This window comes from Paenarthrobacter sp. NPDC089307 (genome assembly GCF_040685055.1).
Classification (GTDB): domain Bacteria; phylum Actinomycetota; class Actinomycetes; order Actinomycetales; family Micrococcaceae; genus Arthrobacter.
Genome location: NZ_JBFBHE010000004.1, coordinates 449,327 through 476,090, shown reverse-complemented (window position 1 = coordinate 476,090; position 26,764 = coordinate 449,327). Strand labels below are relative to the sequence as shown.

General features: G+C 63.4%; 21 protein-coding genes, 3 tRNA genes and 1 pseudogene. 14 read left to right on the top strand and 11 right to left on the bottom strand.

Features of this window, described 5'->3' with window-relative positions; genetic code table 11:
• Nucleotides 1-5: 5 nt before the first annotated feature.
• The 4 genes from ilvN to AB0N72_RS12495 form a co-directional block, all read right to left on the bottom strand.
• Nucleotides 6-518, bottom strand: a complete 513-nt coding sequence (ilvN, locus tag AB0N72_RS12510; protein WP_021470923.1) for an acetolactate synthase small subunit — start codon at nt 516-518, stop codon at nt 6-8.
• Between the two features lie 2 nt (nt 519-520).
• On the bottom strand, nt 521-2,425 hold the full coding sequence (locus AB0N72_RS12505) for an acetolactate synthase large subunit (protein ID WP_363930697.1): 1,905 nt from the start codon (nt 2,423-2,425) through the stop codon (nt 521-523).
• A gap of 287 nt (nt 2,426-2,712) precedes the next feature.
• Nucleotides 2,713-4,431 (bottom strand): dihydroxy-acid dehydratase, encoded by a 1,719-nt coding sequence (gene ilvD, locus AB0N72_RS12500; RefSeq protein WP_363930696.1) that lies wholly within the window; start codon nt 4,429-4,431, stop codon nt 2,713-2,715.
• 10 nt (nt 4,432-4,441) lie between these two features.
• Nucleotides 4,442-5,353, bottom strand: coding sequence for a LysR family transcriptional regulator (locus AB0N72_RS12495; protein WP_363930695.1), 912 nt, complete (start codon nt 5,351-5,353; stop codon nt 4,442-4,444).
• A 175-nt stretch (nt 5,354-5,528) separates the two neighbouring features.
• Here AB0N72_RS12495 and AB0N72_RS12490 point away from each other — a divergent pair, with 175 nt between their 5' ends.
• The 4 genes from AB0N72_RS12490 (at nt 5,529) to AB0N72_RS12475 (ending at nt 8,063) form a co-directional block, all read left to right on the top strand.
• Nucleotides 5,529-6,485, top strand: a complete 957-nt coding sequence (locus tag AB0N72_RS12490) for a hypothetical protein (RefSeq protein WP_363930694.1) — start codon at nt 5,529-5,531, stop codon at nt 6,483-6,485.
• Between the two features lie 60 nt (nt 6,486-6,545).
• On the top strand, nt 6,546-7,622 hold the full coding sequence (locus tag AB0N72_RS12485; protein WP_363930771.1) for a PQQ-dependent sugar dehydrogenase: 1,077 nt from the start codon (nt 6,546-6,548) through the stop codon (nt 7,620-7,622).
• Between the two features lie 117 nt (nt 7,623-7,739).
• Nucleotides 7,740-7,815, top strand: a tRNA-Lys gene (locus AB0N72_RS12480).
• A gap of 172 nt (nt 7,816-7,987) precedes the next feature.
• Nucleotides 7,988-8,063, top strand: a tRNA-Lys gene (locus AB0N72_RS12475).
• A gap of 95 nt (nt 8,064-8,158) precedes the next feature.
• Here AB0N72_RS12475 and AB0N72_RS12470 read toward each other — a convergent pair.
• The gene (locus AB0N72_RS12470; RefSeq protein WP_363930693.1) at nt 8,159-8,626 is read right to left on the bottom strand and encodes a MarR family transcriptional regulator; all 468 of its coding nucleotides are present in this window, start codon (nt 8,624-8,626) and stop codon (nt 8,159-8,161) included.
• A gap of 85 nt (nt 8,627-8,711) precedes the next feature.
• Between AB0N72_RS12470 and bcp the strand changes: the two genes are divergently transcribed.
• The 7 genes from bcp to AB0N72_RS12435 all read left to right on the top strand — a co-directional run bounded on the left by bcp (nt 8,712) and on the right by AB0N72_RS12435 (nt 17,823).
• Nucleotides 8,712-9,185: a thioredoxin-dependent thiol peroxidase gene (gene bcp / locus AB0N72_RS12465; RefSeq protein ID WP_363930692.1), complete on the top strand. Its 474-nt coding sequence runs from the start codon at nt 8,712-8,714 to the stop codon at nt 9,183-9,185.
• A gap of 62 nt (nt 9,186-9,247) precedes the next feature.
• Nucleotides 9,248-9,329, top strand: a tRNA-Leu gene (locus AB0N72_RS12460).
• 252 nt (nt 9,330-9,581) lie between these two features.
• Nucleotides 9,582-11,228 carry an ABC transporter substrate-binding protein gene (locus tag AB0N72_RS12455; RefSeq protein WP_363930770.1) on the top strand — a complete coding sequence of 549 codons (1,647 nt, stop codon included), beginning with the start codon at nt 9,582-9,584 and terminating at the stop codon, nt 11,226-11,228.
• Nucleotides 11,229-11,307: 79 nt separating this feature from the next.
• Complete coding sequence (locus AB0N72_RS12450) at nt 11,308-12,813, top strand: malate:quinone oxidoreductase (protein ID WP_363930691.1); 1,506 nt, start codon at nt 11,308-11,310, stop codon at nt 12,811-12,813.
• Nucleotides 12,814-12,879: 66 nt separating this feature from the next.
• Nucleotides 12,880-16,098, top strand: a complete 3,219-nt coding sequence (locus tag AB0N72_RS12445; RefSeq protein ID WP_363930690.1) for an efflux RND transporter permease subunit — start codon at nt 12,880-12,882, stop codon at nt 16,096-16,098.
• Between the two features lie 139 nt (nt 16,099-16,237).
• Nucleotides 16,238-17,362 (top strand): LLM class flavin-dependent oxidoreductase, encoded by a 1,125-nt coding sequence (locus AB0N72_RS12440; RefSeq protein ID WP_363930689.1) that lies wholly within the window; start codon nt 16,238-16,240, stop codon nt 17,360-17,362.
• The gene (locus AB0N72_RS12435) at nt 17,362-17,823 is read left to right on the top strand and encodes a MarR family winged helix-turn-helix transcriptional regulator (protein WP_363930688.1); all 462 of its coding nucleotides are present in this window, start codon (nt 17,362-17,364) and stop codon (nt 17,821-17,823) included. The genes AB0N72_RS12440 and AB0N72_RS12435 overlap by 1 nt, the downstream gene beginning before the upstream one ends.
• On the opposite strand, the gene AB0N72_RS12430 is transcribed toward AB0N72_RS12435, so the two are convergent.
• Both AB0N72_RS12430 and AB0N72_RS12425 read right to left on the bottom strand, forming a co-directional pair.
• Nucleotides 17,820-18,626, bottom strand: coding sequence for a transglutaminase family protein (locus AB0N72_RS12430; RefSeq protein WP_363930687.1), 807 nt, complete (start codon nt 18,624-18,626; stop codon nt 17,820-17,822). The genes AB0N72_RS12435 and AB0N72_RS12430 overlap by 4 nt on opposite strands.
• Before the next feature lie 70 nt (nt 18,627-18,696).
• Nucleotides 18,697-19,563, bottom strand: coding sequence for a hypothetical protein (locus AB0N72_RS12425; protein WP_363930686.1), 867 nt, complete (start codon nt 19,561-19,563; stop codon nt 18,697-18,699).
• 54 nt (nt 19,564-19,617) lie between these two features.
• Here AB0N72_RS12425 and AB0N72_RS12420 point away from each other — a divergent pair.
• Nucleotides 19,618-20,287 (top strand): annotated as a pseudogene (locus tag AB0N72_RS12420) (DUF1684 domain-containing protein).
• Here the strand turns inward: AB0N72_RS12420 and AB0N72_RS12415 are convergent.
• Nucleotides 20,284-21,477, bottom strand: coding sequence for an SLC13 family permease (locus tag AB0N72_RS12415; RefSeq protein WP_363930685.1), 1,194 nt, complete (start codon nt 21,475-21,477; stop codon nt 20,284-20,286). The pseudogene AB0N72_RS12420 and the gene AB0N72_RS12415 sit on opposite strands and share 4 nt — an antisense overlap.
• A 111-nt stretch (nt 21,478-21,588) precedes the next feature.
• Between AB0N72_RS12415 and AB0N72_RS12410 the strand changes: the two genes are divergently transcribed.
• The gene (locus tag AB0N72_RS12410) at nt 21,589-22,437 is read left to right on the top strand and encodes a fumarylacetoacetate hydrolase family protein (protein ID WP_363930684.1); all 849 of its coding nucleotides are present in this window, start codon (nt 21,589-21,591) and stop codon (nt 22,435-22,437) included.
• Between the two features lie 18 nt (nt 22,438-22,455).
• On the top strand, nt 22,456-22,941 hold the full coding sequence (locus AB0N72_RS12405; RefSeq protein WP_363930683.1) for a GtrA family protein: 486 nt from the start codon (nt 22,456-22,458) through the stop codon (nt 22,939-22,941).
• A 19-nt stretch (nt 22,942-22,960) separates the two neighbouring features.
• Here AB0N72_RS12405 and AB0N72_RS12400 read toward each other — a convergent pair whose 3' ends face one another.
• From AB0N72_RS12400 to AB0N72_RS12390, 3 genes are read right to left on the bottom strand one after another with little or no spacing between them, the layout of a single operon-like run.
• A complete protein-coding gene (locus AB0N72_RS12400; protein WP_363930682.1) occupies nt 22,961-24,127 on the bottom strand; it encodes a cysteine desulfurase family protein in 1,167 nt (388 codons plus the stop codon).
• Nucleotides 24,128-24,140: 13 nt separating this feature from the next.
• The gene (nadC, locus tag AB0N72_RS12395; RefSeq protein WP_363930681.1) at nt 24,141-25,019 is read right to left on the bottom strand and encodes a carboxylating nicotinate-nucleotide diphosphorylase; all 879 of its coding nucleotides are present in this window, start codon (nt 25,017-25,019) and stop codon (nt 24,141-24,143) included.
• Entirely contained in the window at nt 25,012-26,745 is a 1,734-nt protein-coding gene (locus AB0N72_RS12390; RefSeq protein ID WP_363930680.1) for an FAD-binding protein, read from the bottom strand. The genes nadC and AB0N72_RS12390 overlap by 8 nt, the downstream gene beginning before the upstream one ends.
• Nucleotides 26,746-26,764 lie beyond the last annotated feature (19 nt).

The following is a 26,764-nucleotide window of genomic DNA, read 5'->3' as shown; positions in this document are numbered from 1 at the left end:
TGGTTTTACGCGGAGCGTAGCGCCCTGTCACTCATGGAGCGGGATCCCCGTCCAACGGCCAAGGTGCCGGACTGCACGATTTCACGGATGCCGAACGGCTCGAGCACTGACAACAGCGCAGCGAGCTTCTCGGGGGTACCGGTTGCCTCGATCACCAACGAGTCTGTGGACACGTCGACGACGGCGGCACGGAACAGGTCTGCAGCCTGGGTAACCTGCAGGCGTGTCGCGGCATCCGCACGTACTTTGACCAGGATGTGGTCACGCTGTACGGAAGATTCGGAAGTCAGTTCAACAATCTTGATCACGTTGACCAGTTTGTTGAGCTGCTTGGTCACTTGCTCGATGAGGTCTCCGTCGGCATCGACGACGACTGTCATGCGGGACATTCCCGGAACCTCGGTGGGTCCCACGGCAAGTGAGTTGATGTTGAACGCACGCCGGGCGAAAAGGCTGGCCACGCGGGTCAGCACGCCGGGCTTGTCTTCTACCAGAACGGACAGTGTGTGACGGGTCATGCCTAGTCCTCTTCTTCCCATTCCGGGGTCATGTTGCGGGCAACCTGGATCTGGTCGTTGCTGACGCCCGAGGGCACCATGGGCCACACCATCGAGTTGGGGCTCACAACGAAGTCGATCACTACGGGGCGGTCGTTGATCTCAAGCGCCTTCTGGATGGTGGCGTCGATGTCCTCGTCCCGCTCGCAACGCAAAGCTGCGCAGCCATAGGCATCGGCCAGCTTGACGAAGTCCGGAATCCGGATGGTGTCGTGGCCCGTGTTCAGGTCAGTGTTCGAGTAGCGGCCCTCGTAGAACAGGGTCTGCCATTGGCGGACCATGCCCAGCGAGGAGTTGTTGATGATGGCTACCTTGATCGGGATGTTGTTGATGGCGCAGGTGGCCAGTTCCTGGTTGGTCATCTGGAAGCAGCCGTCACCGTCGATGGCCCAGACAACGCGGTCCGGCTCACCAACCTTGGCACCCATGGCCGCCGGAACCGAGTATCCCATGGTTCCTGCTCCACCGGAGTTCAGCCAGGCATGCGGGCGCTCGTACTTGATGAACTGCGCGGCCCACATCTGGTGCTGGCCAACGCCGGCAACGTAGATGCCTTCAGGTCCGGTGAGCTCACCGATGCGCTTGATCACGCGCTGCGGAGCAGTCAATCCATCTTCGGGCTCGGTCCAGCCCAGGGGGTAGGTGTCCTTCAGGTTGTTCAGGAATGCCCACCATGAGTCGAGGTCCGGGGCGCCGCCCAGTTCGAATTGCGACTTCACCGCTTCGGTGAGTTCCGGAATGATTTCCTTCACTGAGCCCACGATGGGAACATCGGCCGTGCGGTTCTTGGAGATTTCCGCGGGATCGATGTCGGCGTGAATGACCTTTGCGAAAGGGGCGAAGGTCTTCAGGACACCGGTGACGCGGTCATCGAACCTGGCACCGAGCGTGATCAGCAGATCCGCCTGCTGGAGGGCGGTGACGGCCGAGACTGAGCCGTGCATGCCGGGCATGCCGACGTGCTGCGGGTGGGAGTCGGGGAACGCGCCACGGGCCATCAGGGTGGTGACCACGGGAGCGCCCGTTGCCAACGCGAGCTCCATCAGCTCCGCAGAGGCGTGACCCTTCACAACGCCGCCACCCACGTACAGTACGGGCTTGCTCGATGCGGCGATCAGCTTGGCAGCTTCGCGGACCTGCTTGTTGTGCCCGCGGACCACTGGGCGGTACCCGGGCAGATCCACCTTCGGGGGCCAGGAGAATGTCATCTGGCCAACCTGGGCGTCCTTGGCAATGTCCACCAGCACGGGACCGGGCCGGCCGGTGGATGCGAGGTGGAAAGCCTCCGCCATGACGTGCGGAATGTCGTTGGGGTCGGTCACCAGGAACGAGTGCTTGGTGATGGGCATCGTGATACCCACGATGTCAGCTTCCTGGAAGGCATCGGTGCCAATGACACCGCTGGCGACCTGGCCGGTGATGGCCACCATCGGCACGGAGTCCATGTGGGCATCCATGATGGCGGTAACGAGGTTGGTGGCACCGGGTCCCGAGGTGGCGATGCAAACGCCAACCCGTCCGGTAACCATGGCGTAGCCTTGCGCGGCGTGGCCGGCTCCCTGTTCGTGACGGACCAGGATGTGATTCATGCTGGAGGCCATCAAGGGGTCATAGGTGGGCAGGATCGCGCCACCGGGCAAACCAAAAATATCGTCCACGCCGAGTTCTTCGAGCGAGCGGACAATTGCTTGCGAGCCGGTCATCACCGTCGGGGGTACAACGGTGTTCGGCCCAAGTACAGGAGAGAGAGGTGCAGCAGAATCGACGACGACGGACTCCGTCGAACGGTCGACCTTTTCCGGAGCTTTGTGGGCTCCAGCGGACTTTGCAGCCATCAGCGAGGGGCTGATCGGCGATCCTTTGCTCATCGGACTCTTCCTTAGTGGATCTTCAATGGGTGGGTCGTGGGAATAAAAAAACCCCTCAGCCTTGCGGCTCTTCGAGGGGTTTGCGCGTGACGGTTCGTTACCAGTCGGGCTAAGCCACGCGCTTGGTAAGGACGACGACGCCGACGGTAACGAATGTGATCATGCGTTCAGTGTTCCCTCTAAGTGAGATACGTGTCAATTGAGCACAATCGTATCTCACCATTTGGACAGCGATGTCCGCCTACCGGACTCCGCCCCGTTGCCGGAGCGGAGTCGCGACAGGAAATTTATCCGCAGTAAGCCCCCGCGGAGGCACTGTGGACCAGCTTGGCGTACTTGGCCAGGACACCCTTGGTGAACTTGGCCGGAAGCGGCTGCCAGCCTTCCTTGCGGGCTTCGAGCTCGGCTTCATCAACCAGGAGGTCGAACGAACGGGCAGCTATGTCGACGCGGATGCGGTCGCCGTCCTGCACAAAGGCGATCGGACCGCCGTCGACGGCTTCAGGCGCAACGTGGCCGATGCACAGGCCCGTGGTCCCGCCCGAGAAGCGGCCGTCTGTCAGCAACAGCACGTCCTTACCAAGGCCGGCGCCCTTGATAGCCCCGGTAATGGCCAGCATTTCGCGCATTCCCGGGCCGCCCTTGGGGCCTTCGTAGCGGATGACCACGACGTCGCCCTTGTGGATCGCACCGTTGTCCAGGGCATCGAGGGCACCCTGCTCGCGCTCGAACACCCGGGCCGTGCCCTCGAAAACGTCTGCGTCGAAGCCGGCGCTCTTCACCACCGCGCCTTCGGGCGCCATGGAGCCGTGGAGGATGGTGATGCCGCCGGTCTTGTGGATGGGGTTGTCCAGAGCACGGAGGATCTTGCCGTCCAGGTCCGGCGGGTTGATCGAGGCAAGGTTCTCGGCGAGGGTCTTGCCGGTGACGGTGAGGCAGTCACCGTGCAGCAGGCCGGCGTCGAGCAGTGCCTTCATGATGACCGGCACGCCGCCGATCTTGTCCACGTCGGTCATGACGTAGCGGCCAAAGGGCTTCAAGTCGCCCAGGTGCGGGATCTTGTCACCAATGCGGTTGAAGTCGTTCAGAGTCAGTTCCACCTCTGCCTCGCGGGCGATCGCCAGCAGGTGCAGCACGGCGTTGGTGGACCCGCCAAAGGCCATGGTCACGGCGATGGCATTCTCGAATGCCTTCTTGGTCATGATGTCGCGTGCTGTGATGCCAAGGCGCAGCAAATTAACCACCGCTTCGCCGGACTTGCGTGCGAAGTCATCACGACGGCGGTCTGCCGACGGCGGCGCCGCGGACCCCGGGAGGGACATGCCAAGGGCCTCGCCAATGCAGGCCATGGTGTTTGCCGTGTACATGCCGCCGCAGGCGCCTTCGCCCGGACAGATGGCCTTTTCTATGCGGGTCAGGTCCTCCATGCTCATCTTGCCGGCCGCGCAGGCCCCGACTGCTTCGAAAGCGTCAATGAGCGTGACTTCCTTTTCCGAACCGTCCTCCAGTTTGACCCAGCCGGGCATGATCGAGCCGGCATAGAGGAAGACAGATGCGAGGTCCAGGCGGGCGGCGGCCATCAGCATGCCCGGGAGGGACTTGTCGCATCCGGCGAGCAGGACGGAGCCGTCAATGCGTTCAGCCTGCATCACGGTCTCCACGGAGTCGGCTATGACTTCGCGGGAAACGAGCGAGAAGTGCATGCCTTCATGGCCCATGGAGATGCCGTCCGAAACGGAGATTGTGCCGAACTGCATCGGAAAACCACCACCGGCGTGGACGCCTTCCTTGGCGCCCTGCGCCAGGCGGTTCAGCGAAAGGTTGCACGGCGTAATTTCGTTCCACGAGCTGGCCACGCCGATTTGCGGTTTGGCAAAGTCGTCATCGCCCATGCCGACCGCACGGAACATGCCGCGGGCAGGAGCCGCATGAATGCCATCGGTGACGACCCGGCTCCGGGGTTTGATGTCCGGCGTGTTTTCTGCAGCAGTGTTGGTGTCGGTCATGGTCCAAAGTCTATGTGTAGCCGGCTATTCCGGCAGCCTCTGCCTGAAGCATTTCAAGAACTCCGGCAATGGTGGCCCTGGCTGCCACCTCCTGCCGGGCCAAGGCAACAATGCTCCGGCTCGCTTTCACGCCCGCGAGGGGCCGCAGCACCAATCCCCTGCGCGCGCTGGCACGGCCCGTGTAACGGGGCAACAGGCAGATCCCGTGGCCAGCCACCACCAACGCCTCCAGCACCCTCAGGTCCGGATACCGCTGCCCCCGCGTAGCCTGCTTTCCCGCGTGGACTTCTATTTGCCGCAGGACCGCGTCGAAGGGAAATCCCTCCGGGACGCCGATCCAAGGATGGCCCACCACGTCTTCGGGAGTCAGCTGCGTTTTGGCTGCCAGCGGATGGCCGGCCGGCATTGCCACGTCGAGTGCTTCCTCCAGCAGCGGCACCACCGCGAGCCCCGGCCGGGCAAAAACCTCGGGACCGTCCACGCTGTGGGCAAGCACGACGTCATAGTCAGCCACCAACTGAGCAAAATGCGCCGTTCCAGGGTCCTCGAAATGCGCATCGAAACCCAAGCCCTCCACCGCCGCGACCCGATGCAGCATTCCCGGCAACAGCATTTCGGCAGCGCTGGGAAAGAAAGCCGCCGATACGCGCCTCTGCCATCCCTTCCGGTACATGTCCACGGTTGACTCTGCACGTGCCATGGCCGTGGCGATTTCAGCCGCCGCTGCAGCCATGGCCCGCCCAGCCTCAGTGAGCTGCACTCCCCTGCCGACCTTCTCCACCAGCGTCACGCCCAATTCCGCCTGCAGTGTCTTCAACTGCTGGGAAACGGCGGAAGCAGTGACATTCATGGCATCCGCTGTGGCGCCAACACTTTGGCGGTCTGCCAACTCGCGAAGAATCTGCAGCCTTTTGAAGTCCATGCAGCCACCCTAGGTGACGCGAAGGAATTCACTCCAAAGTAATTCCGACCACGCTTCTACTAAGCAATCTGATGAATTTGGGGACGGGCCGCCCAAACGCTGGACAGCCCATTAGCAGGCACGTAACGTCGGAAATACCACGTACTGCACCCCTGTGAGCAGAAGGGCACCCGCCATGGATTGGTTAATTTGGGTCATTGTCATTGTTTTGATCGTTGCCATTGTTTGGTGGCTCATGAGCCGCAACAAAGCCTCGAATTCCACCGCAAGCCAAGCTCCAGCGGCAATGGAGCCCGCCAATACCGGGTCAGTGCCGGATCCCGGTGCGGTGACAGCCGGGGTTGCCGGACTGGCAGGAGTGACCAACCTCGGAAAGGCGGCTGCCGAAGGAAGCGGGCCGACCGGGGACGACGCGGTCAGGGATGAAGCTGCGCGTGATGAAGCGGTCCGGGATGAAGCGGTCAGAGACGAAGACCTTGCTCCAGTTGATGCAAAAATCGCCGAGCCCGCCATGCAGCCTGAGCCTTCCACCACCGGCGCAACTGCTGAGCCTTCCACCACCGGGGCTTCCGGAACCCCAGGTCTGACGGTCGAGGAACCGGCCGTTGCGGCTCCGGTCGTGGATGAGCCGGTGCTGGAAGAATCGGTGGTGGAAGAACCGGTAGTCGACGAGCCAGTAGTGGACACGGATGCCAAACTGCACTCGGCCGATGCCGGAGACGTGGACGACTGGGAAGCCGCACCCGTAGCTGAAGTCACCGCTGACGACGTCACGAGGGCAGATGACGCTGCCGACAAAGCAGAATGGGAATCATCATGGACCGACGCGGCCGGCGCCCCGGTCCATCACCACGAGTACACCGACCCGCACTCCCCCACGCTGCCCGGCGCCGAGAGTGCCGCCGCTGAAGACACTCCTGCGTCCGGGCACCTCGCGGCGGAAGAGCCCTACGGAACCGGCTCGTCCAGCACGCAGCGGGAAGGACATCCCGTCAAGGCGATCGCAGCGACAATGACCTACCACGATGAAGACACAGCCGGCTACGACGACGTCGAGGCGGACGTATGGTTCGAATCGGCAGCGCACGCTGAAGCCGCCGGATTCCGGCCACCCAGGCGCAGCAGGCACTGAAGCAGCAGGCGCTGACCTGCGTTGAAGAAGCTCCTGGCCGCCCTTGCGCTTTCCCTGGCGATGACGCTTTCGGCGTGCACAGGAAGCACCTCTTCTCCAGGCACGGCGGCTACCCCAAACCAAGACAATTCCGGATCGTCCAGTTCCGGAACAGGTCATGCAACGCAGGCGCCCCCGGAGTTGGAAGTCCTCAAAAAGCTCGACGTCGGGTTGCAGCTGCCGTGGTCCGTCGTCTTCCTGCCGGATGGCACCGCCCTGGTTTCGGAGCGCGACTCGGCGAAGGTTGTGGGGATCAAGGACGCCAAGGCCACGCCGCTGGGTGAGGTGCCCGGCGTCGTTCCTGGTGGCGAAGGCGGGCTGCTGGGCCTTGCGTTGTCGCCATCATTCGCCGCCGACCGATGGCTGTACGCCTACTTCACCTCGGCTACTGACAACCGGATTGCCCGGATGCGGCTCCGACAGGATGCGACGAAGCTGGTGGACCTCGGGGCGCCGGAAGTCATTTTCTCCGGCATCCCGAAAGCATCAACCCACAACGGCGGCCGGATTCGCTTCGGCCCGGACGGGATGCTGTATGTCGGAACCGGCGACTCCCAGCGCCGGGACCAGCCGCAGGACAAGAATGCCCTGGGTGGCAAGATCCTCCGGCTGACTCCGGAGGGCCGTCCGGCACCGGGCAATCCGTTCGGGGACAACCCCGTCTACAGCTACGGACACCGGAACGTGCAGGGCCTTGCATGGGATGGCGAAGGCAGGCTGTGGGCAAGCGAGTTTGGCCCCGATGTGGACGACGAGCTCAACCTGATCACCCCTGGCGGCAACTACGGGTGGCCGCAGGTGACCGGCGCACCCGGCAGAAGCGGCCTGATTGATGCAAAAGTAGTATGGCCCTCCACCTCCGAGGCATCGCCGAGCGGACTGGAAATCGTGGACGGGGTGGCCTACACGGGCGCCCTTCGGGGCCAGCGCCTGTGGGCCGTTCCTCTGGAGGATGAAAGAGCAGGATCACCTGTGGCTTATTTCACAGGCGAATACGGCCGCTTGCGGGACGTGGCGCGCGCCCCGAACGGGGACCTGTGGGTGCTCAGCAACAACCAAAACCCCGACTTTGCGCTGATTTTGCGGGGCAGATCCTGAGACAGGACAGCTCGGACTGCCCGATTTCACAGTTCGGGGGAAGTCGTGTAGAGTTACATGTCGTTGCGGAGATCGCCGGGGAAAGAAACGCCCGATGGTCTATCGAAATCAACAGCTGCACCTCTAGCTCAACTGGCAGAGCAATTGACTCTTAATCAATGGGTTCCGGGTTCGAGTCCCGGGGGGTGCACCACTGAAAGACCCTGGAGTGAAATCACTCCAGGGTCTTTTGTTTTCCCTCCGGAATGCAATGGCATGCCTCCCTTTGAACGTGGTTTTGAACCAGCGAATTGTGGTGTAGAGTTATTTGTCGTTGCGGAGGTCAACGGGGAATGCGAATTCCTTGCGGGACCGAAACAATAGCTGCACCTCTAGCTCAACTGGCAGAGCAATTGACTCTTAATCAATGGGTTCCGGGTTCGAGTCCCGGGGGGTGCACCAACGCAAAAGGCTCCGGATCGTTCACACGATCCGGAGCCTTTTGCTTTTGCCCGGCAGGAATTCCCTACGGGAAGCCCGCCGACGGGCTTATTGAATCACACCTGCGGCATGTCAGTTTCGACTTGCCGGGCTTCCTGATCCGGTGCGGGCAAACCAGCCAGCCCGCGAACAACAATCGTGAGTTCCTCGCGCAACCTGGCCGTGTCCACAGCGACGGGCGACAAGACGTCCTGCTCAAGCTTCACGGCTTCAGCGAGGGCAGCACTGCCGGCCTCCGTCAGGGTAACCACGTGGCTTCTGCGATCGGAGTCGCTGCGTTGCCGGGTAACGTGTCCGTGCAGCTCCAACCTCGCAAGAGTGGTCCCCATGGTCTGGGCCTTGACCCGCGCAACCTCGGCCAAAGCCGCTTGGGTAATTGCACCCTTGGCTGCAAGTACTTGCATGGCAATGACACCGGCGTGGGTAAGACCGATGGACTTCAATTTTTCGTTCCACGAGATTTCCACCAGCCGCGCAGCTGTCGAAAGCAATCGGGTAGTGGGCCATCTCTCCATATCTGGCATGCCGACAGTATATGCGCGCAAGAGCCGTGGACGCGGCTTCTGCGGTCTAAACTGGGAAATCGCGACCGAAAGCAAGGAGTATATTTTGGCTGAACGACTTATCCCCGGCGACGAAGCACCGGACTTCACCCTGCAGGACGCCACGGGCAAAAGCGTCAGCTTGTCCGACTTCCGCGGGCGTAAAGCGATCGTTTATTTCTACCCGGCAGCCTCGACACCGGGATGCACCAAGGAAGCGTGTGACTTCCGTGACACCTTGGGATCGCTGCAGGCGGCCGGCTATGACGTCGTAGGAGTCTCCCCCGATTCCGTGGCAGCCCTCGCCAAATTCGCCTCCGAAGAACAACTCACTTTCCCACTGTTGTCCGATGAGGACCATGCGGTTGCCGAAACCTACGGAGCATGGGGTGAAAAGAAGAACTACGGCCGGACGTACATGGGGCTGATCCGTTCCACCATTGTGGTCGACCCGGATGGAAAGGTCTCCCTGGCCCAGTACAACGTGCGTGCCACCGGCCATGTGGCCAAGCTGCGCCGGGACCTCAAGCTGGACAAGTAACGGGTACACTTGAGGCCGTATACGGCGTTGGGCATCCCTCAGGGAAGTACCTCTGCCGTCAAGCGCGAGTGGTGAAATTGGCAGACACGCAGGATTTAGGTTCCTGTGCCTTCGGGCGTGGGGGTTCAAGTCCCCCCTTGCGCACAGCAGTAAATAACGCACAGTAGTAAGTGAACTGCCATGGCTTAGCGCCAAAGCGAACACCCCCGGCTGCAGACCCCTGCAAAACCGGGGGTTTTTTGCTCAACCCCCGCCGGACATATCCCTGAAAAACTGCTGGGAGGGACACTCAGGACGTTCAACTAGACTGGAACGCGGTCTGGCCTAAGCCGGCCAAGGCATTCCAACCGGCTTGAGGGGACAAGAGTGGCAAGCAGCAAAACGCGGAGCCTGACCATGCAATTGCTCAGGGTGGGCTCTGTCTTTGCAGTTTTGGGATTGGCAGCCTGCACCGGAGCGCCCGGTCCTGCGCCGTCGTCGTCGGCCAACAACTCCGCGCCGGCCGAGCCGGCAGCCACGTTCAACTTCGGCACTGGCTCGATGCCGTTGGGCCTTGACCCGGCCATGACCGCCGACTCGGAGTCCTACCGCGTAACGCGCCAGGTCCTTGAAGGGCTGGTCGGCGTTGACGGATCAACCGGAGAGACCACTCCCCTGCTGGCCACCGAGTGGAAAGACAGCAATAACGGACTGACGTACGATTTCACGCTCCGTTCCAAAGTGACCTTCCACGACGGAACGCCCTTCGACTCCGCCGCGGTCTGCGCCAACTTCAACCGCTGGTTCACGTTCCCCGCGGACTTGCGCAAGCAAGCGCCGGGGATTTCCTTCCAGGGCGTCTTCAAGGCGTATTCCGATGAGCCTGTGTTCTCCATTTTCAAGGACTGCAAGGTGGTCTCCCCCACTGACGTGCAGATCAACCTGACACGGCCCTTCACCGGGTTCCTGCAGGCACTGACCCTCCCGGCCTTCGCCATCTCCTCGCCCGCGGCCTTGGAGTCGCAACGCGCCAACGTCCTTGACCAAACCCGGAACGGCCAGGCTGTTTCCGCCTACGCAAGCCACCCCGTGGGGACTGGCCCGTACGTGTTTGGAACCTGGGACGAGAACAAGATCACCCTTCAGAGCTACAAAGGGTATTGGGGCAACAGGGGCCAGATAGCCACGATCAACTTCATTCCCTACGATCGCGCCGAGACACGCCAGCAGGCCCTGCTGGACGGCAAAATCGATGCTTACGACCTCGTGACGCCCGCGACCTTCGACCAACTGGTCAAGAAGGGCGTCCAGATCATCCAACGGGACCCGTTCTCCGTCATGTACCTGGGAATCAACCAGGCTGTGGCTCCCCTGGACAAGCTGGAGGTCCGGCAGGCCATCGAGATGGCCGTGGACAAGGAATCCTTGATCCGCAAGTTCTTCATCGACAACACTGCCCAGGCGTCCCAGTTCGTGCCGCCAAAGCTCAGCGGCTTCAACAACAACGCCCCTTCTCTGGGCTACAACCCCGAGAAAGCCAAACAACTCCTGGAGAAGGCCGGCTACAAGGGCGAGGAACTGAAGTTCTACTACCCGCTGAACGCCACGCGGGCTTACATGCCCACTCCGGAGAAGATCTACGCCGAAATCAGCCGCCAACTGGTGGCAGTGGGCTTCAACATCAAGCCAGTGCCTGTCGACTGGGAAAACGGCTATCTCCAGAAGGTGCAGTCCGCCGGGGACCGTGGCCTCCACCTGCTTGGGTGGAACGGCTCGTATGCCGATGCCGACAACTTCCTGGGGCCGCTGTTCGGGGAGACCCGCGCGGAGTTTGGCTACACGGACTCGGAAGTCTTCCACAAGATCGAACGGGCACGCGCCATGCCTGAGGGCGATGAGCGCAATGCCCAGTACCAGGCCATCAATGCTGAGATCGCGGCCTCCGTGCCGGCTGTTCCCATCGCCTTCCCCATCTCGGCCCTGGCATTGTCCAACAAGGTGGAAAGCTACCCGGCTTCGCCGGTCCTCAACGAAGTTTTCACGAACGTCCGCTTAAAGCCTTGACGATTCCCCACAATTTCAGTATTGGGTCTGCGCGGGGATATTCTGTGACAGCCAGTGCCGCCGCTAACGGAGATTGATCGTGACCTTCATTTCCAAGACTCAACATGCCGACGTCGTCCTTATTGGCGGCGGAATCATGAGTGCCACCCTCGGTGCGTTCATCAAGCAACTTGAACCCACCTGGACCATCTCCCTGTTCGAACGGCTCGACGAAGCGGGGCTCGAGAGCTCTGGACCGTGGAACAACGCCGGCACCGGACACGCTGCCCTGTGTGAGCTTAACTACTCCCCGGCAGCCAAAGACGGATCCGTGGACCCTTCCAAGGCTCTCCACATCAACGAACAGTTCCAGCTTTCACGCCAGTTCTGGTCCCACTTGGTGGACAGCAATGTCATCGGGTCCCCCAAGGGCTTCATCAACACTGTTCCGCACATGAGCTTCGTCATTGGCGATGACCACGCGAAATTCCTGAAGACCCGTTATGAGGCCCTCAAACCCAACACGCTGTTCCGCAGCATGGAGTACACCGAGGACCAGGACCAGATCACCAAGTGGGCGCCCCTGATCGTCAAGGGCCGTGACCGCAAGCAGCGCGTTGCCGCCACCCGCGCGGCAGAAGGCACCGACGTCGACTTCGGCGCCCTGACCCGTGAGCTGACCGGCTACCTGCAGAGCAGCGGCGCGGAGGTCAACTACGGCCACGATGTCACCAACATCAACCGCGCGTCCGGCGGTGGCTGGGATCTGTCCATCAAGCACGCCAAGTCGGGCGAGCATGGCCGCATCCACGCCAAGTTCGTCTTCGTCGGCGCAGGCGGCGGTGCCCTGCACCTCCTGCAGGCCTCGGGCATCCCCGAAAGCAAGGGCTACGGCGGATTCCCGGTTTCGGGCCAGTTCTTCCGCTGCACCGACGACGCCATCACGTCCCAGCACAGCGCCAAGGTTTATGGCCAGGCCTCCGTTGGCGCCCCTCCGATGTCCGTTCCCCACTTGGACACCCGGTTCGTTGACGGAAAGCGTTCGCTCCTCTTTGGCCCGTACGCCGGCTTCTCCACGAACTTCCTGAAGACCTCCAGCTACCTGGACCTTCCACTGTCCATCCGCCCGGGGAACATCATCCCCATGCTTGCAGTGGCCAAGGACAACATGGACCTTACGGCCTACCTCATCAAGGAAGTTGCCAAGCGCCACGAGGCCAAGGTGGAATCGCTGCGCGAGTACTACCCCGAGGCCGTGGGCAGCAACTGGGAACTGATCACCGCCGGCCAGCGCGTGCAGATCATCAAGAAGCACCCTCAAAAGGGCGGCGTCCTGCAGTTCGGCACTGAGGTCATTGCCTCCCGCGACGGCTCCATCGGCGCCCTGCTCGGTGCGTCACCGGGAGCATCCACCGCTGTGCCGATCATGATCGAACTCCTGCAGAAGTCTTTCCCGAAGAACTTCAAGGGCTGGCAGTCCAAGCTCAAGGACATGATGCCGGGCTACGGCGTCAAGCTCAACGAGAACGCCGATCTTGCCGCCGAACTGGAAGCCAGCACGGCCAGGTCGTTGCAACTGGAAGTGGCCAACGCCATCCAGGGCTAAGCCACACCGGGGCTGCGGCCGGTTCCCGTCAGACGAATCGTTTCGTAGACCACAGGAGTCCATGCAATGTTCCGCCTGGCAAAGCTTTCACTGGGAAACCGGGCCCTGATCGCGCTGATCACCGTCTTTGCGGCGGTGTTCGGCGTGATCACCATGGGGTCGCTGAAGCAGGAGCTCATTCCGTCCATCGAGTTCCCGCAGATCACGGTTGTCACGTCCATGCCAGGCGCCTCCCCCGAGGTAGTGGACAAGCAGCTGAGCCAGCCGCTGGAGACCGCGCTGAACAGCGTTGAGGGACTTGAATCAACCTCGTCCACCTCACGCAACGGCGTTTCGCAGATCACCATGGTCTTCACCTATGGTTCGAACCTCGACAGGGCACGCAACCAGATCGACCGGGCAATCTCCAACGCCAAGCGGGTCCTCCCGGCCAACGTGGAACCGCAGTCGATCGCAGGCAACATCAGTGACTTCCCGATCGTCTATCTGGCGGTTTCCTCGGACAAGCCACTGAGCGAACTCAATGCCGACCTCCTGCGGCTCAGCGTGCCACGGCTGCAAAAGATCGACGGCGTCCGTGGCGCCGATGTGACCGGCGGCGCCAGCCAACACATCCTCATCCAGCCCCGCCAGGCGGACCTCGCAGCGACCGGCGCCTCGGTGCAGTCGATCAGCGGTGCGCTGAAGAACAATGGGACCCTGGTTCCCGTCGGCACCATTGAGGACCAAGGCAAAACGTTGTCGCTCCAACTGGGCAGCCCTGTGGACTCCCTGGACATCATTAAGGGTCTTCCGCTGGCAGGGACCAGCAAAGCCACCACCATCGGAGCCGTGGCCGACGTCAGCATCAAGGACGACGCTCCCACGTCCATAACGCGCACCAACGGCAAACCCACGCTGGCTTTGTCCGTCACCAAGAAGCCCGAAGGCGACACCGTGGCGATCTCACACGCAGTCCGGGACGCCATCGGACCCATGGAAGAGGAACTGGGCAACAACGCCACCTTTACACCGGTTTTTGACCAGGCCCCCTTCATCGAAAAATCCATCAAGGACCTGACCACTGAAGGACTCCTGGGCCTCGGCTTCGCCGTGGCGGTCATCCTGGTGTTCCTGATGTCCGTCCGCTCCACCCTGGTCACGGCAGTGTCCATCCCGCTGTCACTGCTGATAACGTTCATCGGCATTTCGGCCACGGGGTACTCACTCAACATCCTCACTTTGGGCGCCCTCACCATTGCCATCGGACGCGTGGTGGACGATTCGATCGTGGTCATCGAGAACATCAAACGGCACTTGAGCTATGGGGAACACAAGCTCACCGCCATCCTGACGTCCATCCGCGAGGTCGCGGGAGCGATCACGGCCTCGACGCTGACCACGGTGGCGGTGTTCCTCCCGATAGCGTTCGTGGGCGACCTCGCCGGTGAGCTGTTCCGGCCCTTCGCCCTGACCGTCACTATCGCCCTCCTGTCCTCGCTCCTGGTTTCCCTGACCATCGTTCCCGTGCTGGCCTACTGGTTTCTCTCCTCCCCGCGCAAGGGCGCGGAAGCGGCGGCCTCAACCAGGGAGGCCGCGGCGAAGGCACGTGAGGCCGAGCAGCGGAGCCGGCTCCAGCGCGGCTACCTGCCCATCCTGACAAAGACCCAGAAGCACCCGGTCATCACCCTGTCCGCGGCGGCCCTGATCCTGGTGGCCACCATCGCCGTATCACCGCTGCTAGCCACGGACCTGCTGGGCCGCTCCGGTGAGAACAGCATGACCGTCAGGCAGATACTTCCGGCCGGCACAAGCCTCCAGGCCACCAGCGACGAGGCCACAAAGGTCGAGGACTCCCTCAAAGGCATCCAGGGCATCAAGGATGTGCAGGTCACCTCCGGCAATGCCCAGACCGGCTTCGCTGCCCTGACTTCCACAGGGTCATCCAACTCCACCTTCACGATCGTCACTGACGAAAAGGTCAACCAGGGCAAGCTCCAGGACGAAGTCCGCAACAAGCTGGCAGGAGCAGCCGGCAAGATTACTGTTGGCTCACAGCAAGGCGGCTTCGGCACGTCCTCAACAGTGGACATCACCATCAAGGCCGCCAACTCCGCGGACCTTAAGACGGCGAGCGATGCCATGGTCAAGGCCATGGAGGGTGTTCCCGGCAGCAGCGAAGTTTCCACCAACCTTGCCTCCACCCAATCAGTGGTCCAGGTCCGGGTTGACCGGGCCAAGGCTGTGGCCGCTGGATTGACCGAGGAACAGGTAGGCGCCTTCCTGGCCTCGACTGTCAGCCCCATCCCTGCCGGCACAGTCCGGATCGACACCGACGACTACCCCGTGCAGATCGGCGAGGGTACGCGTTTCACCAGCATCGCCGCCGTTCGGGCGCTCCAGCTTCCCACAGCCCGCGGAGGCATCGCGCTCGAGTCCATCGCCGCCGTCGAGCAAGTGGATACGCCCGTGTCCATCACCAGCAGCAATGGCCAGCGCACCGCACGGGTGACCGTTACGCCGTCGGGCTCCAACCTGGGCAGTGTCAGCACCGCGGTGCAGCAGCGCCTGGCCACTGTGGAGCTGCCGCCCGGCGTCACCGCGGCCATCGGGGGCGCCACCACCCAGCAGGCCGAGTCGTTCCGCCAACTGGGCCTGGCATTGCTGGCCGCCATCGCCATTGTCTACGTCATCATGGTTGCGGCCTTCAAGTCCCTCATACAGCCCCTGATCCTGCTGGTCTCGGTTCCGTTTGCCGCAACGGGCGCCGTGGGGCTCCTCTTGCTGACTGGCGTCCCGCTGGGCCTTCCGTCCTTGATTGGCATGCTGATGCTGGTGGGCATCGTGGTGACCAATGCGATCGTCCTGATCGACCTCATCAACCAATACCGCAAACCGCACGACGGCGGTCCCGGAATGAGCGTGGCTGAGGCCATCACCCATGGCGCACGGCAACGGCTCCGCCCGATCCTGATGACGGCGCTGGCCACCGTCTTCGCGCTGACGCCGATGGCGTTGGGCCTGACCGGCGGCGGCGGCTTTATTTCGCAGCCGCTCGCGATCGTGGTGATCGGCGGGCTCGTCTCCTCCACGGCACTGACCCTGGTGTTGGTTCCCGTACTCTACAAGTTGGTGGAGGGGCGCCGGGAGAAGAAGCAACTGCTGCGGGATCTGCAGGAGAAGCCAACCCCGGACGCTGGCAGCAACGGGCAAGGCGGCAGTGCAACTGATGGGTTCCAGGACTGGACCACCGGCATGATCCCCCGGGTCACAGGCCGCCGCGCGGCCCATAATCCCGCGGAGTAGCCACACGCCAAACCTTCACGCAGGGCCGGGAACAATTCCCGGCCCTGCCCTGTTACAGGCACTGATACATGCAAATGCATCTAGTTTGAGGTACACTGTTTACAGAGCCCGGGACCACGGGCAGGGAGAAAGGCACATCATGCAGATCGGCGTATTCAGCGTCAGCGATATCACCACTGACCCCACAACGGGCCGCACGCCCACCGAGAACGAGCGCATCAAGGCGTCCGTTGCCATCGCCAAAAAGGTCGAAGAAATCGGCATGGATGTCTATGCCCTGGGCGAGCACCACAACAGGCCGTTCTTCTCCTCTTCCCCGACCACCACGCTGGCTTACATCGCCGCGCAGACGGAGCGCATCACGCTCTCCACTGCAACAACGCTGATTACCACCAATGACCCGGTCAAGATCGCCGAAGACTTCGCCATGCTTCAGCACCTCTCCGATGGCCGCGTGGACCTGGTGCTCGGGCGCGGCAACACCGCACCGGTGTACCCGTGGTTCGGCAAGAACATCCAGGACGGCATCGAACTGGCAATCGAAAACTACAGCCTGCTCCGCAAACTGTGGGATGAAGATACCGTCAACTGGTCCGGCAAGTTCCGCACCCCGCTGCAGAACTTCACGTCTACGCCGCGGCCGCTCGACGACGTCGCGCCGTTCGTCTGGCACGGTTCCATCCGTACTCCCCAAATCGCCGAGGTCGCTGCGTACTACGGTGATGGCTTCTTCGCCAACAACATTTTCTGGCCCAAAGAGCACTACCAGCAGCTGATCGGCCTGTACCGTGAGCGCTACGAGCACTACGGCCACGGCAAGGCCGACCAGGCGATTGTGGGGCTCGGGGGCCAGTTCTTCATGAGGAAGAACTCCCAGGACGCCGTGAAGGAATTCCGTCCCTACTTCGACAACGCGCCGGTTTACGGGCACGGACCCTCACTGGAGGACTTCACGTCGCAGACGCCGCTCACCGTCGGCAGCCCGCAGGAAGTCATCGAGAAGACCCTGACATTCCGTGAGGCATTCGGCGACTACCAGCGCCAGTTGTTCCTGATCGACCACGCCGGACTTCCCCTGAAGACCGTACTCGAGCAGCTGGACCTCTTCGGCGAGGAAGTCCTGCCGGTCCTGCGCAAGGAATACGCGGCCATGAAGCCCGCCCACGTACCGGATGCCCCCACGCACGCTTCCCGGGTGGCAGCCGCCCTGGAGGCCAAGGTCGCGGACCCGGCGACTGCCGGTGCAGCGGGGCAGGACGCCTGATGTCCACGCCCCCGGCATCATCTGCCGTTCGCCTCGCCGCCGAAACCTGGGAGTCGTTGTTCCGCTCCCAGGTGGCGGTGATGCGGAAGCTTCAGTCAGGTCCGGCGTTCAAGACGCTCCCGGTCAAGGAGTACGACGTCCTGTTCACGCTCTCGCGGTGCCCATCCGGGCAGCTGCGGCTGAATGAAATCAACGACAAAGTCCTGCTGAGCCAGTCCAGCTTGAGCCGTTTGGTTGACCGTTTGGAAAAGCGCGGGCTGGTGGAGCGGACAACAGCGCCCGACGACGGCCGCGGGGTCCTGCTGGCCCTCACCGAAGCCGGCAGCGAACTTCAAAAGACGATCGGACGTGAACACGTGCGCGACATCGCCACCCTGGTGGCGCCGGCTCTCACGGCGGAGGAACAGCGCGAACTCCTGCGGTTGACGGAGAAGCTCCGCGCGTCAGTGGCCGGCCACTAGCGCAGGCTGACGAGCTCCCGGTGGTTCTCCACCGGGAGCTCTCCGTTTACCGACGCACTGACCTTGAGGGTCTTCAAAGACAGGCTTCCACCCACTGTGGAGAGGAACGCCGTATCCGAGGAATCACGCCCGGCGGTGATGCGGAGCATCGACTCCCGCGGTGCAAGTCCTGTGGGGTCGATGATCCGCCAGGCGCCGTCCACATGGGCCTCCGCCACAGCATGGAAGTCCATGGGACTCAGTCCGGGGGCATAGACCGCGGCAAGGCGGGCGGGAACGTCCTTGGAACGCAGCAAGGCAATGGCGAGGTGGGCGAAATCCCTGCACACGCCCTTGCGGTGCAGCAGCGTCTCAACGGCTCCGTCCGTTCCCCTCGATGAACCGCTCACGTAGCGGAGTTCGCCGTGGACCCAGTCCCGCACCGCGTGGAGCAGTTCCTCTCCATGCAGGCTGCCGAACTCGGCGTAGGAAGTGGGAAGCAAGCGGTCCGACTCTGCGTAGCGGCTTGGCCGGACATACCGGATGAGCTCCATCGGCGAGGACGAATCCGGTTCGGCATGACCCAGAACGGTGGCGCTGTATTCCACCGACACTTCGCTGGGCTCGGCAAGCTCAAGGTAGTGGAACCGGCCTCCGTGGTGGTCGCTGAGTTCGGCGACAGGAAGTTCCTCGCCCGCAACCGTGACCGACAGCTTTTCGGTGACCGAGTCAAAGCCGGGATTGTGGGCCACGGCAATGGCCATGGCCACCTTGGTGTTGGCTGCGGTCTTGAAAACGAGCGAGGCAGCAACGTTGCGTTCCATTGATCTCCGGGGTGGGTCGCGGCGGGCAGCCCCCATCGCCGCCAAATGTGTGGATCAGCCAATCCCAGGACTACAGATTGACCTTCAGAGACAGTAGCATCCGCTGGACGTTGGCGAATCCGGAATCGTGGGCCACGTACTTTGCCGCCAGGTCCAGGGTGTCGAAAGACTGGGCCGGAGCCACTTTCTCGTCAGCAGCGAAGGCATGCAGGGCAAGGACGTCCCCGAACGAGAAATCCCCCTTTCCGGCCGGTCCCTTTACCCGGTTCGCCAGTTCACACGCCTGGCCGTCGACCCCCGCCACCGTGTTGGTAATGCCATAGGAACCAAAGAACTTATAGCCCTGGATGACACGGAAGACCACCCGCGGATCAATGGTGTCCGGGCCGTCGGAGTGGGGCACATCCAAGGGCGTGCTGCTGACCACCACGTAGGGCTTTCCTTGTCCGGCGGGGCAGGCCGCAGGGACTGAGGGGGCCAGGCCCGTGTGAAGTGTTGCTATGTACTTCCCGGCCCCGTCCTTCACCTCCACCTTCACCGCCCCGGGCAAAGAACCGGCGTCCGGGGGCGCCGACTGGGCGATCCAATCCTTGGGAAGCTCAAAACTAACGCTCTTCGCTGCATCCGTATACGTTTTCCAGGAAAGGGCCGTGGGCACCGGTTCCGAACCCGCAGGTGCCGACCCTGACGGTGAGCCCGTCCCGCTGGAAGCAGCCGACGACGAAGGCTGGCCGGCATCGGGGGTGGGGCTCGTCGTCGTGCTTTCCGGAGACCCTGTCCCCGATTCGGAACTGTTGGGCCGCGATGATGCCGTGGAGGTGACCTGTGGGCCCTTGTTCTCCGATGAGCAGGCTGCCGTACCCACCAGCAAAGAGCCGGCCAGCGCCAGGGCAGCAACTTTCAGCGGAATGCCGCCACAGTTCCTCATGCCAGTCATGAGCACAGCCTACTGGCGGGGCTGCCGCGACACGCACAGGACTAGGCTGGGCATATGGCCCCCACGCAGCACGACGAGTTCGAGGACACTATCCCAGCGATGTCCGCAGTTGACATAGCTGACTGGCGCCTGAGGACGTTTGCCCTCTACGACAAGGTGCGGCAACTCGCAGCGACCAACCCGTTTGATGCACATGTCTACTGGCGCCAGGAGCGGGACCTGATGTTTGCCACGCATCCGGCCTCTGCCCTGACGCCGGAAATGAAGGCTTCCTTTTCCGGCCTGCGAACGGCCGGCTATGATCCCGCGTACCCGCTTGTACGCCAAACTCCTGCCGGAGGGCGTGGGCCAGGAGATGAACGTCCAGACAGGAACGGACGGCGTTGTCCCCTTCACGCGGATCGGCACCTTCGAGCTGCCCGGACTTGGCTCCTTGGCTGTGTGGCGGCTCAGGAGTTATGGCGGCGGCATCTTTGTGCCCTTCCGTGACGCGACGGCCGGAAAGCCGGGCGGCAGCTACGGCGCAGGCCGTTACCTGCTGGACACGGTCAAGGGCTCGTTCCATGGAACCCGGGGCTCAGGGGCCGGGCAGGAGTTCGTCCTGGACTTCAACTTTGCCTACAACCCGTCGTGCGCCTACAACGAGGCCTGGGCGTGCCCGCTTGCCGGCCCGGCCAACAGGTTGGCCGCCGATGTTCCGGTCGGCGAGTTGTACGCCGGCTAGCCAAACAACCCGCCAGGACCAAACGCTGCGAGCGCTGCGACGGCGGCAACAATGGTCAGCGGCGCCACCAGCAAGCCCATTACTGCGTACCCCTGCCATTTCACCAGGACGTTCATGCGCATCAGCCGGTCATGCCACAGCAAAGTAGCCAGCGATGCCCACGGTGCAATCAAGGGACCGGCGTTGACGCCCACCAGGAGGGCCGCCATCCGCTCCGGAGTTCCCGCCAACGGTTCGGCCAGGAGGTAGGCCGGCAGGTTGTTGACGACGTTCGAACCCAGCGCCCCGGTCAAGGCCAGCCTCAGGAGGTCCATAAAGCCGCTGCCCTGGCCTGCGACCTGTCCGAGCAGGGCCGACGCCCCCAGGAATTGGGTGGCCGCGACAACCAGGAAGAGTCCACAGGTGAACAGCAGGAGCGACCACGGAATGAGCGTGATCTTCAGGACCGCCGGCCGGCGCACGATGAATAAGACCGCCAGGACCGCCGCTGCCACGGAGGCCGGGATCCATATCGCCACTCCTGACACCAATGCCGGCAGCAGCAACGCCAGAACCACTGCACTGCCCGCCAGCAGCAGCCTGTCCGGCGCCTTTGCCGAGGAAGCCGCGGCGGGGCGGGACGCATCCAGCCCATAGGTCTTTCGCAGTTCGCGCCGGAAAACCAATGCGATGAAAGCAAGGGGCACAATGATGGCGGCCAGCGAGGGGGCCCACATCAATTGGGCAAACCGGGCCGGAGTTATGCCACCCAGATTGTGCTGCGCCAGCAGGTTGGTGAGGTTGGAGATAGGGAGCAGCAAGCTGGCCGTGTTTGCCAGCCATACCGTGGTCAGTGCGAACGGCAGGACCGGGAGGCCTGCCTGCCGGGCCACGGTGACCACCACGGGGGTGAGGAGGACCGCCGTCGTGTCCAATGAAAGGAAGATGGTGCTCAAGGTGGCGAACAGCGCCAGTAGCAACCACAGCAGGACACTGCGCCCCCGCCCCCAGATGCGCAGCCGCCGGGCAATCCATCCGAACGTGCCGGCTTCGCTGACGAGCTCGGTCACCACGGTCATGGCAACCACGAACGCCAGGATAGGTGCAACACGGTCCACAAGAACCATGACTTCATGCCACGGCAGGACACCCGTGGCCACGGTCACCCCGCCCGCAATGAGAAGAACCAATCCAATAATCGCCAGACGCATGAGACGGATTCTAAGCCCCGCGCCTGTGGGGTTCCCGCCGCGGCACGGGATCACGCGTCACCGTGCATGCTTACCTGGGAGGCCCGAGGGGGCAGGACGTAGGATGTCATCATGACTGTCTCCCTTCCCCGCCGTATCGCCCGTGTCCGCCCGCTCGATCACGCTTCCCCGGACGAGCACTTCTTCGTCGCGAACGATGCCTTGGACTTCAGCTCGGAGAAGGGAAAAACGTGGTCCCTCATTGACTCCCCCTTTCCCTCCTCCCGGGCCAATGCCTCCAGCCCGGAGCGCACCGGATGGGAGCTGGGCGCGGAAGTTCCCGAGGAAGCTTTCACGTTCCTTGCGCCCTCGGTGCCCGTCAATGTCCTGGGCATGGCCCACAACACCGGGCAGCCCGGGCGTGAGCTGCCTCCGCAGGCTTTCCACAAAGCGGCTTCAAGCGTGATCGGCCCCGATGCGGCGATCCAGCTCAGCAGAAACATCGGCCATGTGGATCCTGAAGCCGAACTGACCATCGTGGTGGGCCGTGCTGCACGGGGCCTGACCCTGGAGAACGCCGGCTCCGCGATCCTGGGGTTCACCATCGGCAATGATGTCTCCGCCAGAGACCTGCAGAAAAGCGATGAACTGTGGATCAGCGCCAAGAGCCAGGACACTTTCACCCCTGCGGGCCCGTGGATCGTTACTGACGTGGACCACTCACAGCTGGGAATCGGGATCGTACATAACGGAAGAGCACTGAAGAGCGCCAGTACCGCCGATCTTGGCTGGAAGGTGGATGAGATCCTCGTCTACCTGACCTCGTTCATGACGCTCCAGCCCGGCGACTTGGTCCTCACAGGCTTCCCGGCCGAAAGCGCACGCCTCCATCCCGGCGACACCGTGGTGTGCCGCGTAGAGGGAATCGGCGAGCTCAGCAACCCCGTCACAGGCGCTTCCTGGGAGGAACTGCCGGGATAGTGTGTCAGGCTTAAGCCCATGGAGACAGCTGCGGATGCCACAGGGCTGCTGCCGTCTCCCCCGCAAAAGCCACCCCGCAAACGGCATCGCGGCCTCCTGAAATACCCCGTGGTGCGGCAATTGATCCGCTTCACCGGCGTCGGAATCGTCTGCACGGGAACCTCCCTGGCCATCTACGCCCTGCTGCGCCCCTTGATCGATCCACAACTGGCGAACGCCGTGGCGCTGATCCTGACGTCACTGATGAACACGGCTCTGAACCGCCGCCTGACGTTCAAGATCACAGGCAGCAAGAAACGTGCCCGTGACCACGTGAGCGGGCTGATGGTAATTGGCATTGCGCTGCTCATCACCGGCGGCAGCCTGGGCGTGCTGCATCTGTTCAAGCCGGAAGCCAGCGTTGCCGAGGAACTCTGGACCACCACGTTGTCCGGCTTTGTGGCTACCGCCGTCCGCTTTACGCTGCTGCGCCACTGGATTTTCCGCAGGGCGCGGCACGTTTAGCAGACGCCGGTTCCTGACGTCAGCCCGCTTGGGGGGCTGCCAGGTTCCTGACACGCCCGACGGCGGTCTCCACGGCTGCGGCGGCCGCCTCCAGGTCGGCGTCGGAAATGTTTGAGGTGAAGCTGAAACGAACCGCCGTCTGGGCCGTTTCGGGGGCGATGCCCAACGCCACCAATACCGGCGATGGTGCATCGGATCCAGCAGCACATGCCGAACCGCTGGAGCACACGACTCCCAGCCGCTCAAGTTCGAGCAGCACGGATTCACCGCTGGTTCCCGGGAAGCAGAAGGATGCCACCGATGGCAGGCGGCGGCTGGGGTGTCCTGTCAGCACGGCGTCCGGCACAGCGTCCAGGACGCCCCTGATGAACTTGTCCCGGAGCTGAGCTACCCGGGGCGCCTGTTCAGGCTGTTCGGCGTTGGAGAGTGCCAGTGCCGTGGATAGCGCAACTGCCCCTGCCACGTTCTCCGTCCCCGAGCGTTTGCCCCGCTCCTGCCCTCCACCGTGCATGAGCGGCTCGATCCGCAGGCGGCCTCTGGCGAAGAGGGCACCGGAACCTTTGGGCGCGCCCAGCTTGTGCGCGGAGATGCTCAGGGCATCCACGCCAAGTTCCTTGACGTCCAGCGGACACCATCCGGCGGCCTGTACTGCATCGGTGTGGAAGGGAACGCCTGACGCGTGTGCGACGGCCGCGAGCGCAGCGATGGGCTGAACTGTCCCGATCTCATTGTTCGCGTACATGATGCTGACCAGCGCGGTCTCAGGCCGAAGAAGGCTGCGCAAGGCCTCCACGGTCACCAGTCCGTCCCCGTCTACCGGCACCACGTCCACTGCAAAGCCGTGGACCCTTTCCAGGTATCGCGCCGACTCCTCCACTGCAGGATGCTCGATGGCGCTGATCACCACGCGGTTCAGTGTGGGATCCGCCTCCTGCCGGGCCAAGGCGATGCCCTTGACGGCAAGGTTGTCCGCCTCCGTGCCGCCGGAGGTGAAGGTGACCTCTCCGGGACGGCAGTTGAAGACCTTCGCGACGCCGGCACGTGCCTCGGCCAGCGCCGTCGCCGCTGCTTCGCCCAGGGTGTGGTGGCTCGAGGGGTTGCCGAACTCACCGCTCAGGTACGGCCACATGGCTTCGAGTACCTCGCGGCGGACGGGCGTGGTTGCGGCGGCGTCGAGGAAGATCATGTCAGGAGGGCTTTCAGTACAGTCCCTGCGTGAGTTCGATGTCCAGGCCAAGGTCCAGGGCGTTCACGCTGTGGGTCAGGCCGCCGATGGAAATGACGTCCACCCCTGCCGCGGCAATGCCGGTGACGGTCTCGAGGGTGACGTTGCCGCTGGCTTCCACGATGGCCCGGCCATCAACCTGCTTCACGCCGGCCCGGAGCTCTTCCAGGGTGAAGTTGTCCAGCATGATGGTGTCCACGCCTGCGGCCAGCACGGGTTCGATCTGTTCCGCGCTGTCCACTTCCACCTCGAAGTGTGTTGTGTGGCCAAGCTGCGCCTTGGCAGCAATCAGCAGTTCGGTCAGTTTGCCTGCGTCCCCACCGGTCATGACGGCCAGGTGGTTGTCCTTGGCCAGCACGGCGTCGGAAAGGCTGTAGCGGTGGTTTGCTCCCCCACCGCAGCGCACTGCGTAGCGTTCCAGCACCCGCAGCCCGGGGGTGGTCTTCCTGGTGTCCGTGATCCGGGCACGGGTTCCTTCCACCAGCCTGACGAATTCCGCGGTCTTGGTGGCGATCGCGCTCATGCGCTGGACCAGGTTCAGCCCCACCCGTTCGGCCATCAGCACCGAACGCGCAGTGCCGCTGACGCGGGCGAGGTGTGTTCCGGCGTCGAAAGCCTCGCCATCGGCGAGCAGTAACTCGACGTCAGTGTCCGGGTCTACGGTCTTCATGGCGTCGCGGAAGACGGTCCCGCCGCTGAACACGCCCGGGACGCGCGCGTTGAGGACGGCAACGGCCCGTGCTCCGGCCGGGATGAGCAGCTGGGAAGTAATGTCCCCACTGGGCGCGTCCTCGGCAAAGGCCCTTTCCAGGATGTCCCGTACAGGTGCCGCGGGGAGGGTCAGGTTAGTCATGGACGAGGCTCGCTTTCGGGCTCATGGTGTAACGCTTGTCAAAATCGTCGACGGCGGCTGCTTCGGGCACGCTGTCGCTGCGGTAGTGCGCCCCCAGGGACTCACGCCGCTCCCGCGCCGCACACACGAGCAACCGGGCCGCCAGAAGAAGGTCGGCATCCTCGTGCTCGCGCACCTCAAGGGAATCAGGAACGTCCAAGGACAACCCGCCCTCGGCCCACGCCTCCAGCGCAGCCTCAGCTTCCGCCAGCAAGACCCCACTGCGGAGCACCCCGGCCTTTGCGGTCATCAGCCGCTGCATGGCCGCCCTCGAGAACCCGGCCGCAGGTGCCGGATCTTTCGGCAGTTTCAGAGTTCCCGACACCGCCGTTGTCGCCTTAGCGGCGGTCGGGGTCCCGGCAGCGTGCGTAAGAGGGAGGCCGCCCGCGGCCGAGCCAGCACGCAGAGGGAGCGCGTCCGCCGACCCCAGGAACGCACTCACAGCCCGGCGCCCGAACACGAGCCCTTCAAGCAGGGAGTTGCTGGCCAGCCGATTGCCGCCTTGGACTCCGGTGCAGGCAACCTCGCCTGCAGCCAGCAGTCCGGGCACGGAAGTCCGGCCGAAGAGATCCGTGGCCACCCCACCCATCCAATAATGTGCCGCCGGTGCCACGGGAACCAGTTCCCTGGTCCAGTCCACCCCGGCTTGGCGGGTGTGGTGGCTCAGCGTCGGGAAGCGCTTCTCCAGGAATCCCGCGCCGCGCAGTTCCTCAATGACGGTGGCGTCGAGGAACACGTGACCGTTGGGGTCGCCGAGCCCGGCCAGGTGCAGGGCAATGCTGCGGGACACGACGTCACGCGGGGCAAGTTCGGCATCGGGATGGTAACTGGGCATGAAGCGGTAACCGTTGGCGTCAACAAGGATGGCGCCTTCGCCGCGGACGGCCTCGGAGATCAGCAGCGGGTGGGCGCCGCCCTCGGCTGCGCGTGCGGCTCCGCCAGGAACCATGCAAGTGGGGTGGAACTGGAAGAACTCGAGATCCGCCACGGCAGCTCCGGCACGCCAGGCAAGTGCAAGTCCGTCCGCCGTAGCCACCGAGGGATTGGTGGTTTGGGCGAACAACTGCCCGGCCCCTCCGGTGGCAAGCAGCACGGCGTCACCGCGGACATCGAGCGCCCGCCCCTCGTGAAGGTAGTTGACCCCCACGACGCGGCCGGCATCGTGGGCAAGGGCTGTGACATGGGCGTGTCCGACCACTTGGATCCTGCCCTGGGCCTGGAAGTCGAGCACGGTCCTGATCAGCGCGGCGGCAACTGCTGCGCCTGTGGCGTCGCCGCCCGCATGCAGGATCCGGGGAGCCGAATGTGCGGCTTCGAGCCCAAGTGCCGGGTCGCCGTCGTCGTCAAGGTCAAAACGCACGCCGAACCGCCCCAGCCCGGCGATGTCCAACCGCGCTTCCGTGCAGAGCACGCGCACTGCCTCTTCGTTGCAGTGGCCGGCGCCAGCGCGGAGGGTATCGGCGATGTGGGCAGCCACGGTGTCACCGGGAGCTGGTTCATCCAGCACAGCGGAGATCCCTCCCTGTGCGTAATAGGTATTGCTCTCTGCCAGCGCGCCTTTGGTCAGCAGCACCGCTTCCGTACCGGCCTCCGCAGCGAGCAGGGCAGAGTATAGGCCGGCAATGCCGCTTCCGACGACGATCAAACGCCCGCGCGCGGGACCTTCGGTCAGGCTCTCTGTAGTCATGTGGGGCTCGATTCGGCTA

Excerpts from the sequence above, each read along its gene's own strand:
- AB0N72_RS12440 (WP_363930689.1), top strand. The coding sequence starts at position 16,238 with ATGCAGATCGGCGTATTCAGCGTCAGCGATATCACCACTGACCCCACA.
- AB0N72_RS12455 (WP_363930770.1), top strand. The coding sequence starts at position 9,582 with ATGCAATTGCTCAGGGTGGGCTCTGTCTTTGCAGTTTTGGGATTGGCA.
- AB0N72_RS12390 (WP_363930680.1), bottom strand. The coding sequence starts at position 26,745 with ATGACTACAGAGAGCCTGACCGAAGGTCCCGCGCGCGGGCGTTTGATC.
- AB0N72_RS12430 (WP_363930687.1), bottom strand. The coding sequence starts at position 18,626 with ATGGAACGCAACGTTGCTGCCTCGCTCGTTTTCAAGACCGCAGCCAAC.
- AB0N72_RS12485 (WP_363930771.1), top strand. The coding sequence starts at position 6,546 with ATGACGCTTTCGGCGTGCACAGGAAGCACCTCTTCTCCAGGCACGGCG.
- AB0N72_RS12415 (WP_363930685.1), bottom strand. The coding sequence starts at position 21,477 with ATGCGTCTGGCGATTATTGGATTGGTTCTTCTCATTGCGGGCGGGGTG.
- nadC (WP_363930681.1), bottom strand. The coding sequence starts at position 25,019 with ATGACTAACCTGACCCTCCCCGCGGCACCTGTACGGGACATCCTGGAA.
- AB0N72_RS12410 (WP_363930684.1), top strand. The coding sequence starts at position 21,589 with ATGACTGTCTCCCTTCCCCGCCGTATCGCCCGTGTCCGCCCGCTCGAT.
- ilvN (WP_021470923.1), bottom strand. The coding sequence starts at position 518 with ATGACCCGTCACACACTGTCCGTTCTGGTAGAAGACAAGCCCGGCGTG.
- AB0N72_RS12400 (WP_363930682.1), bottom strand. The coding sequence starts at position 24,127 with ATGATCTTCCTCGACGCCGCCGCAACCACGCCCGTCCGCCGCGAGGTA.
- AB0N72_RS12405 (WP_363930683.1), top strand. The coding sequence starts at position 22,456 with ATGGAGACAGCTGCGGATGCCACAGGGCTGCTGCCGTCTCCCCCGCAA.
- AB0N72_RS12425 (WP_363930686.1), bottom strand. The coding sequence starts at position 19,563 with ATGACTGGCATGAGGAACTGTGGCGGCATTCCGCTGAAAGTTGCTGCC.
- AB0N72_RS12470 (WP_363930693.1), bottom strand. The coding sequence starts at position 8,626 with ATGCCAGATATGGAGAGATGGCCCACTACCCGATTGCTTTCGACAGCT.
- AB0N72_RS12505 (WP_363930697.1), bottom strand. The coding sequence starts at position 2,425 with ATGAGCAAAGGATCGCCGATCAGCCCCTCGCTGATGGCTGCAAAGTCC.
- AB0N72_RS12490 (WP_363930694.1), top strand. The coding sequence starts at position 5,529 with ATGGATTGGTTAATTTGGGTCATTGTCATTGTTTTGATCGTTGCCATT.
- AB0N72_RS12495 (WP_363930695.1), bottom strand. The coding sequence starts at position 5,353 with ATGGACTTCAAAAGGCTGCAGATTCTTCGCGAGTTGGCAGACCGCCAA.
- AB0N72_RS12445 (WP_363930690.1), top strand. The coding sequence starts at position 12,880 with ATGTTCCGCCTGGCAAAGCTTTCACTGGGAAACCGGGCCCTGATCGCG.
- ilvD (WP_363930696.1), bottom strand. The coding sequence starts at position 4,431 with ATGACCGACACCAACACTGCTGCAGAAAACACGCCGGACATCAAACCC.
- AB0N72_RS12435 (WP_363930688.1), top strand. The coding sequence starts at position 17,362 with ATGTCCACGCCCCCGGCATCATCTGCCGTTCGCCTCGCCGCCGAAACC.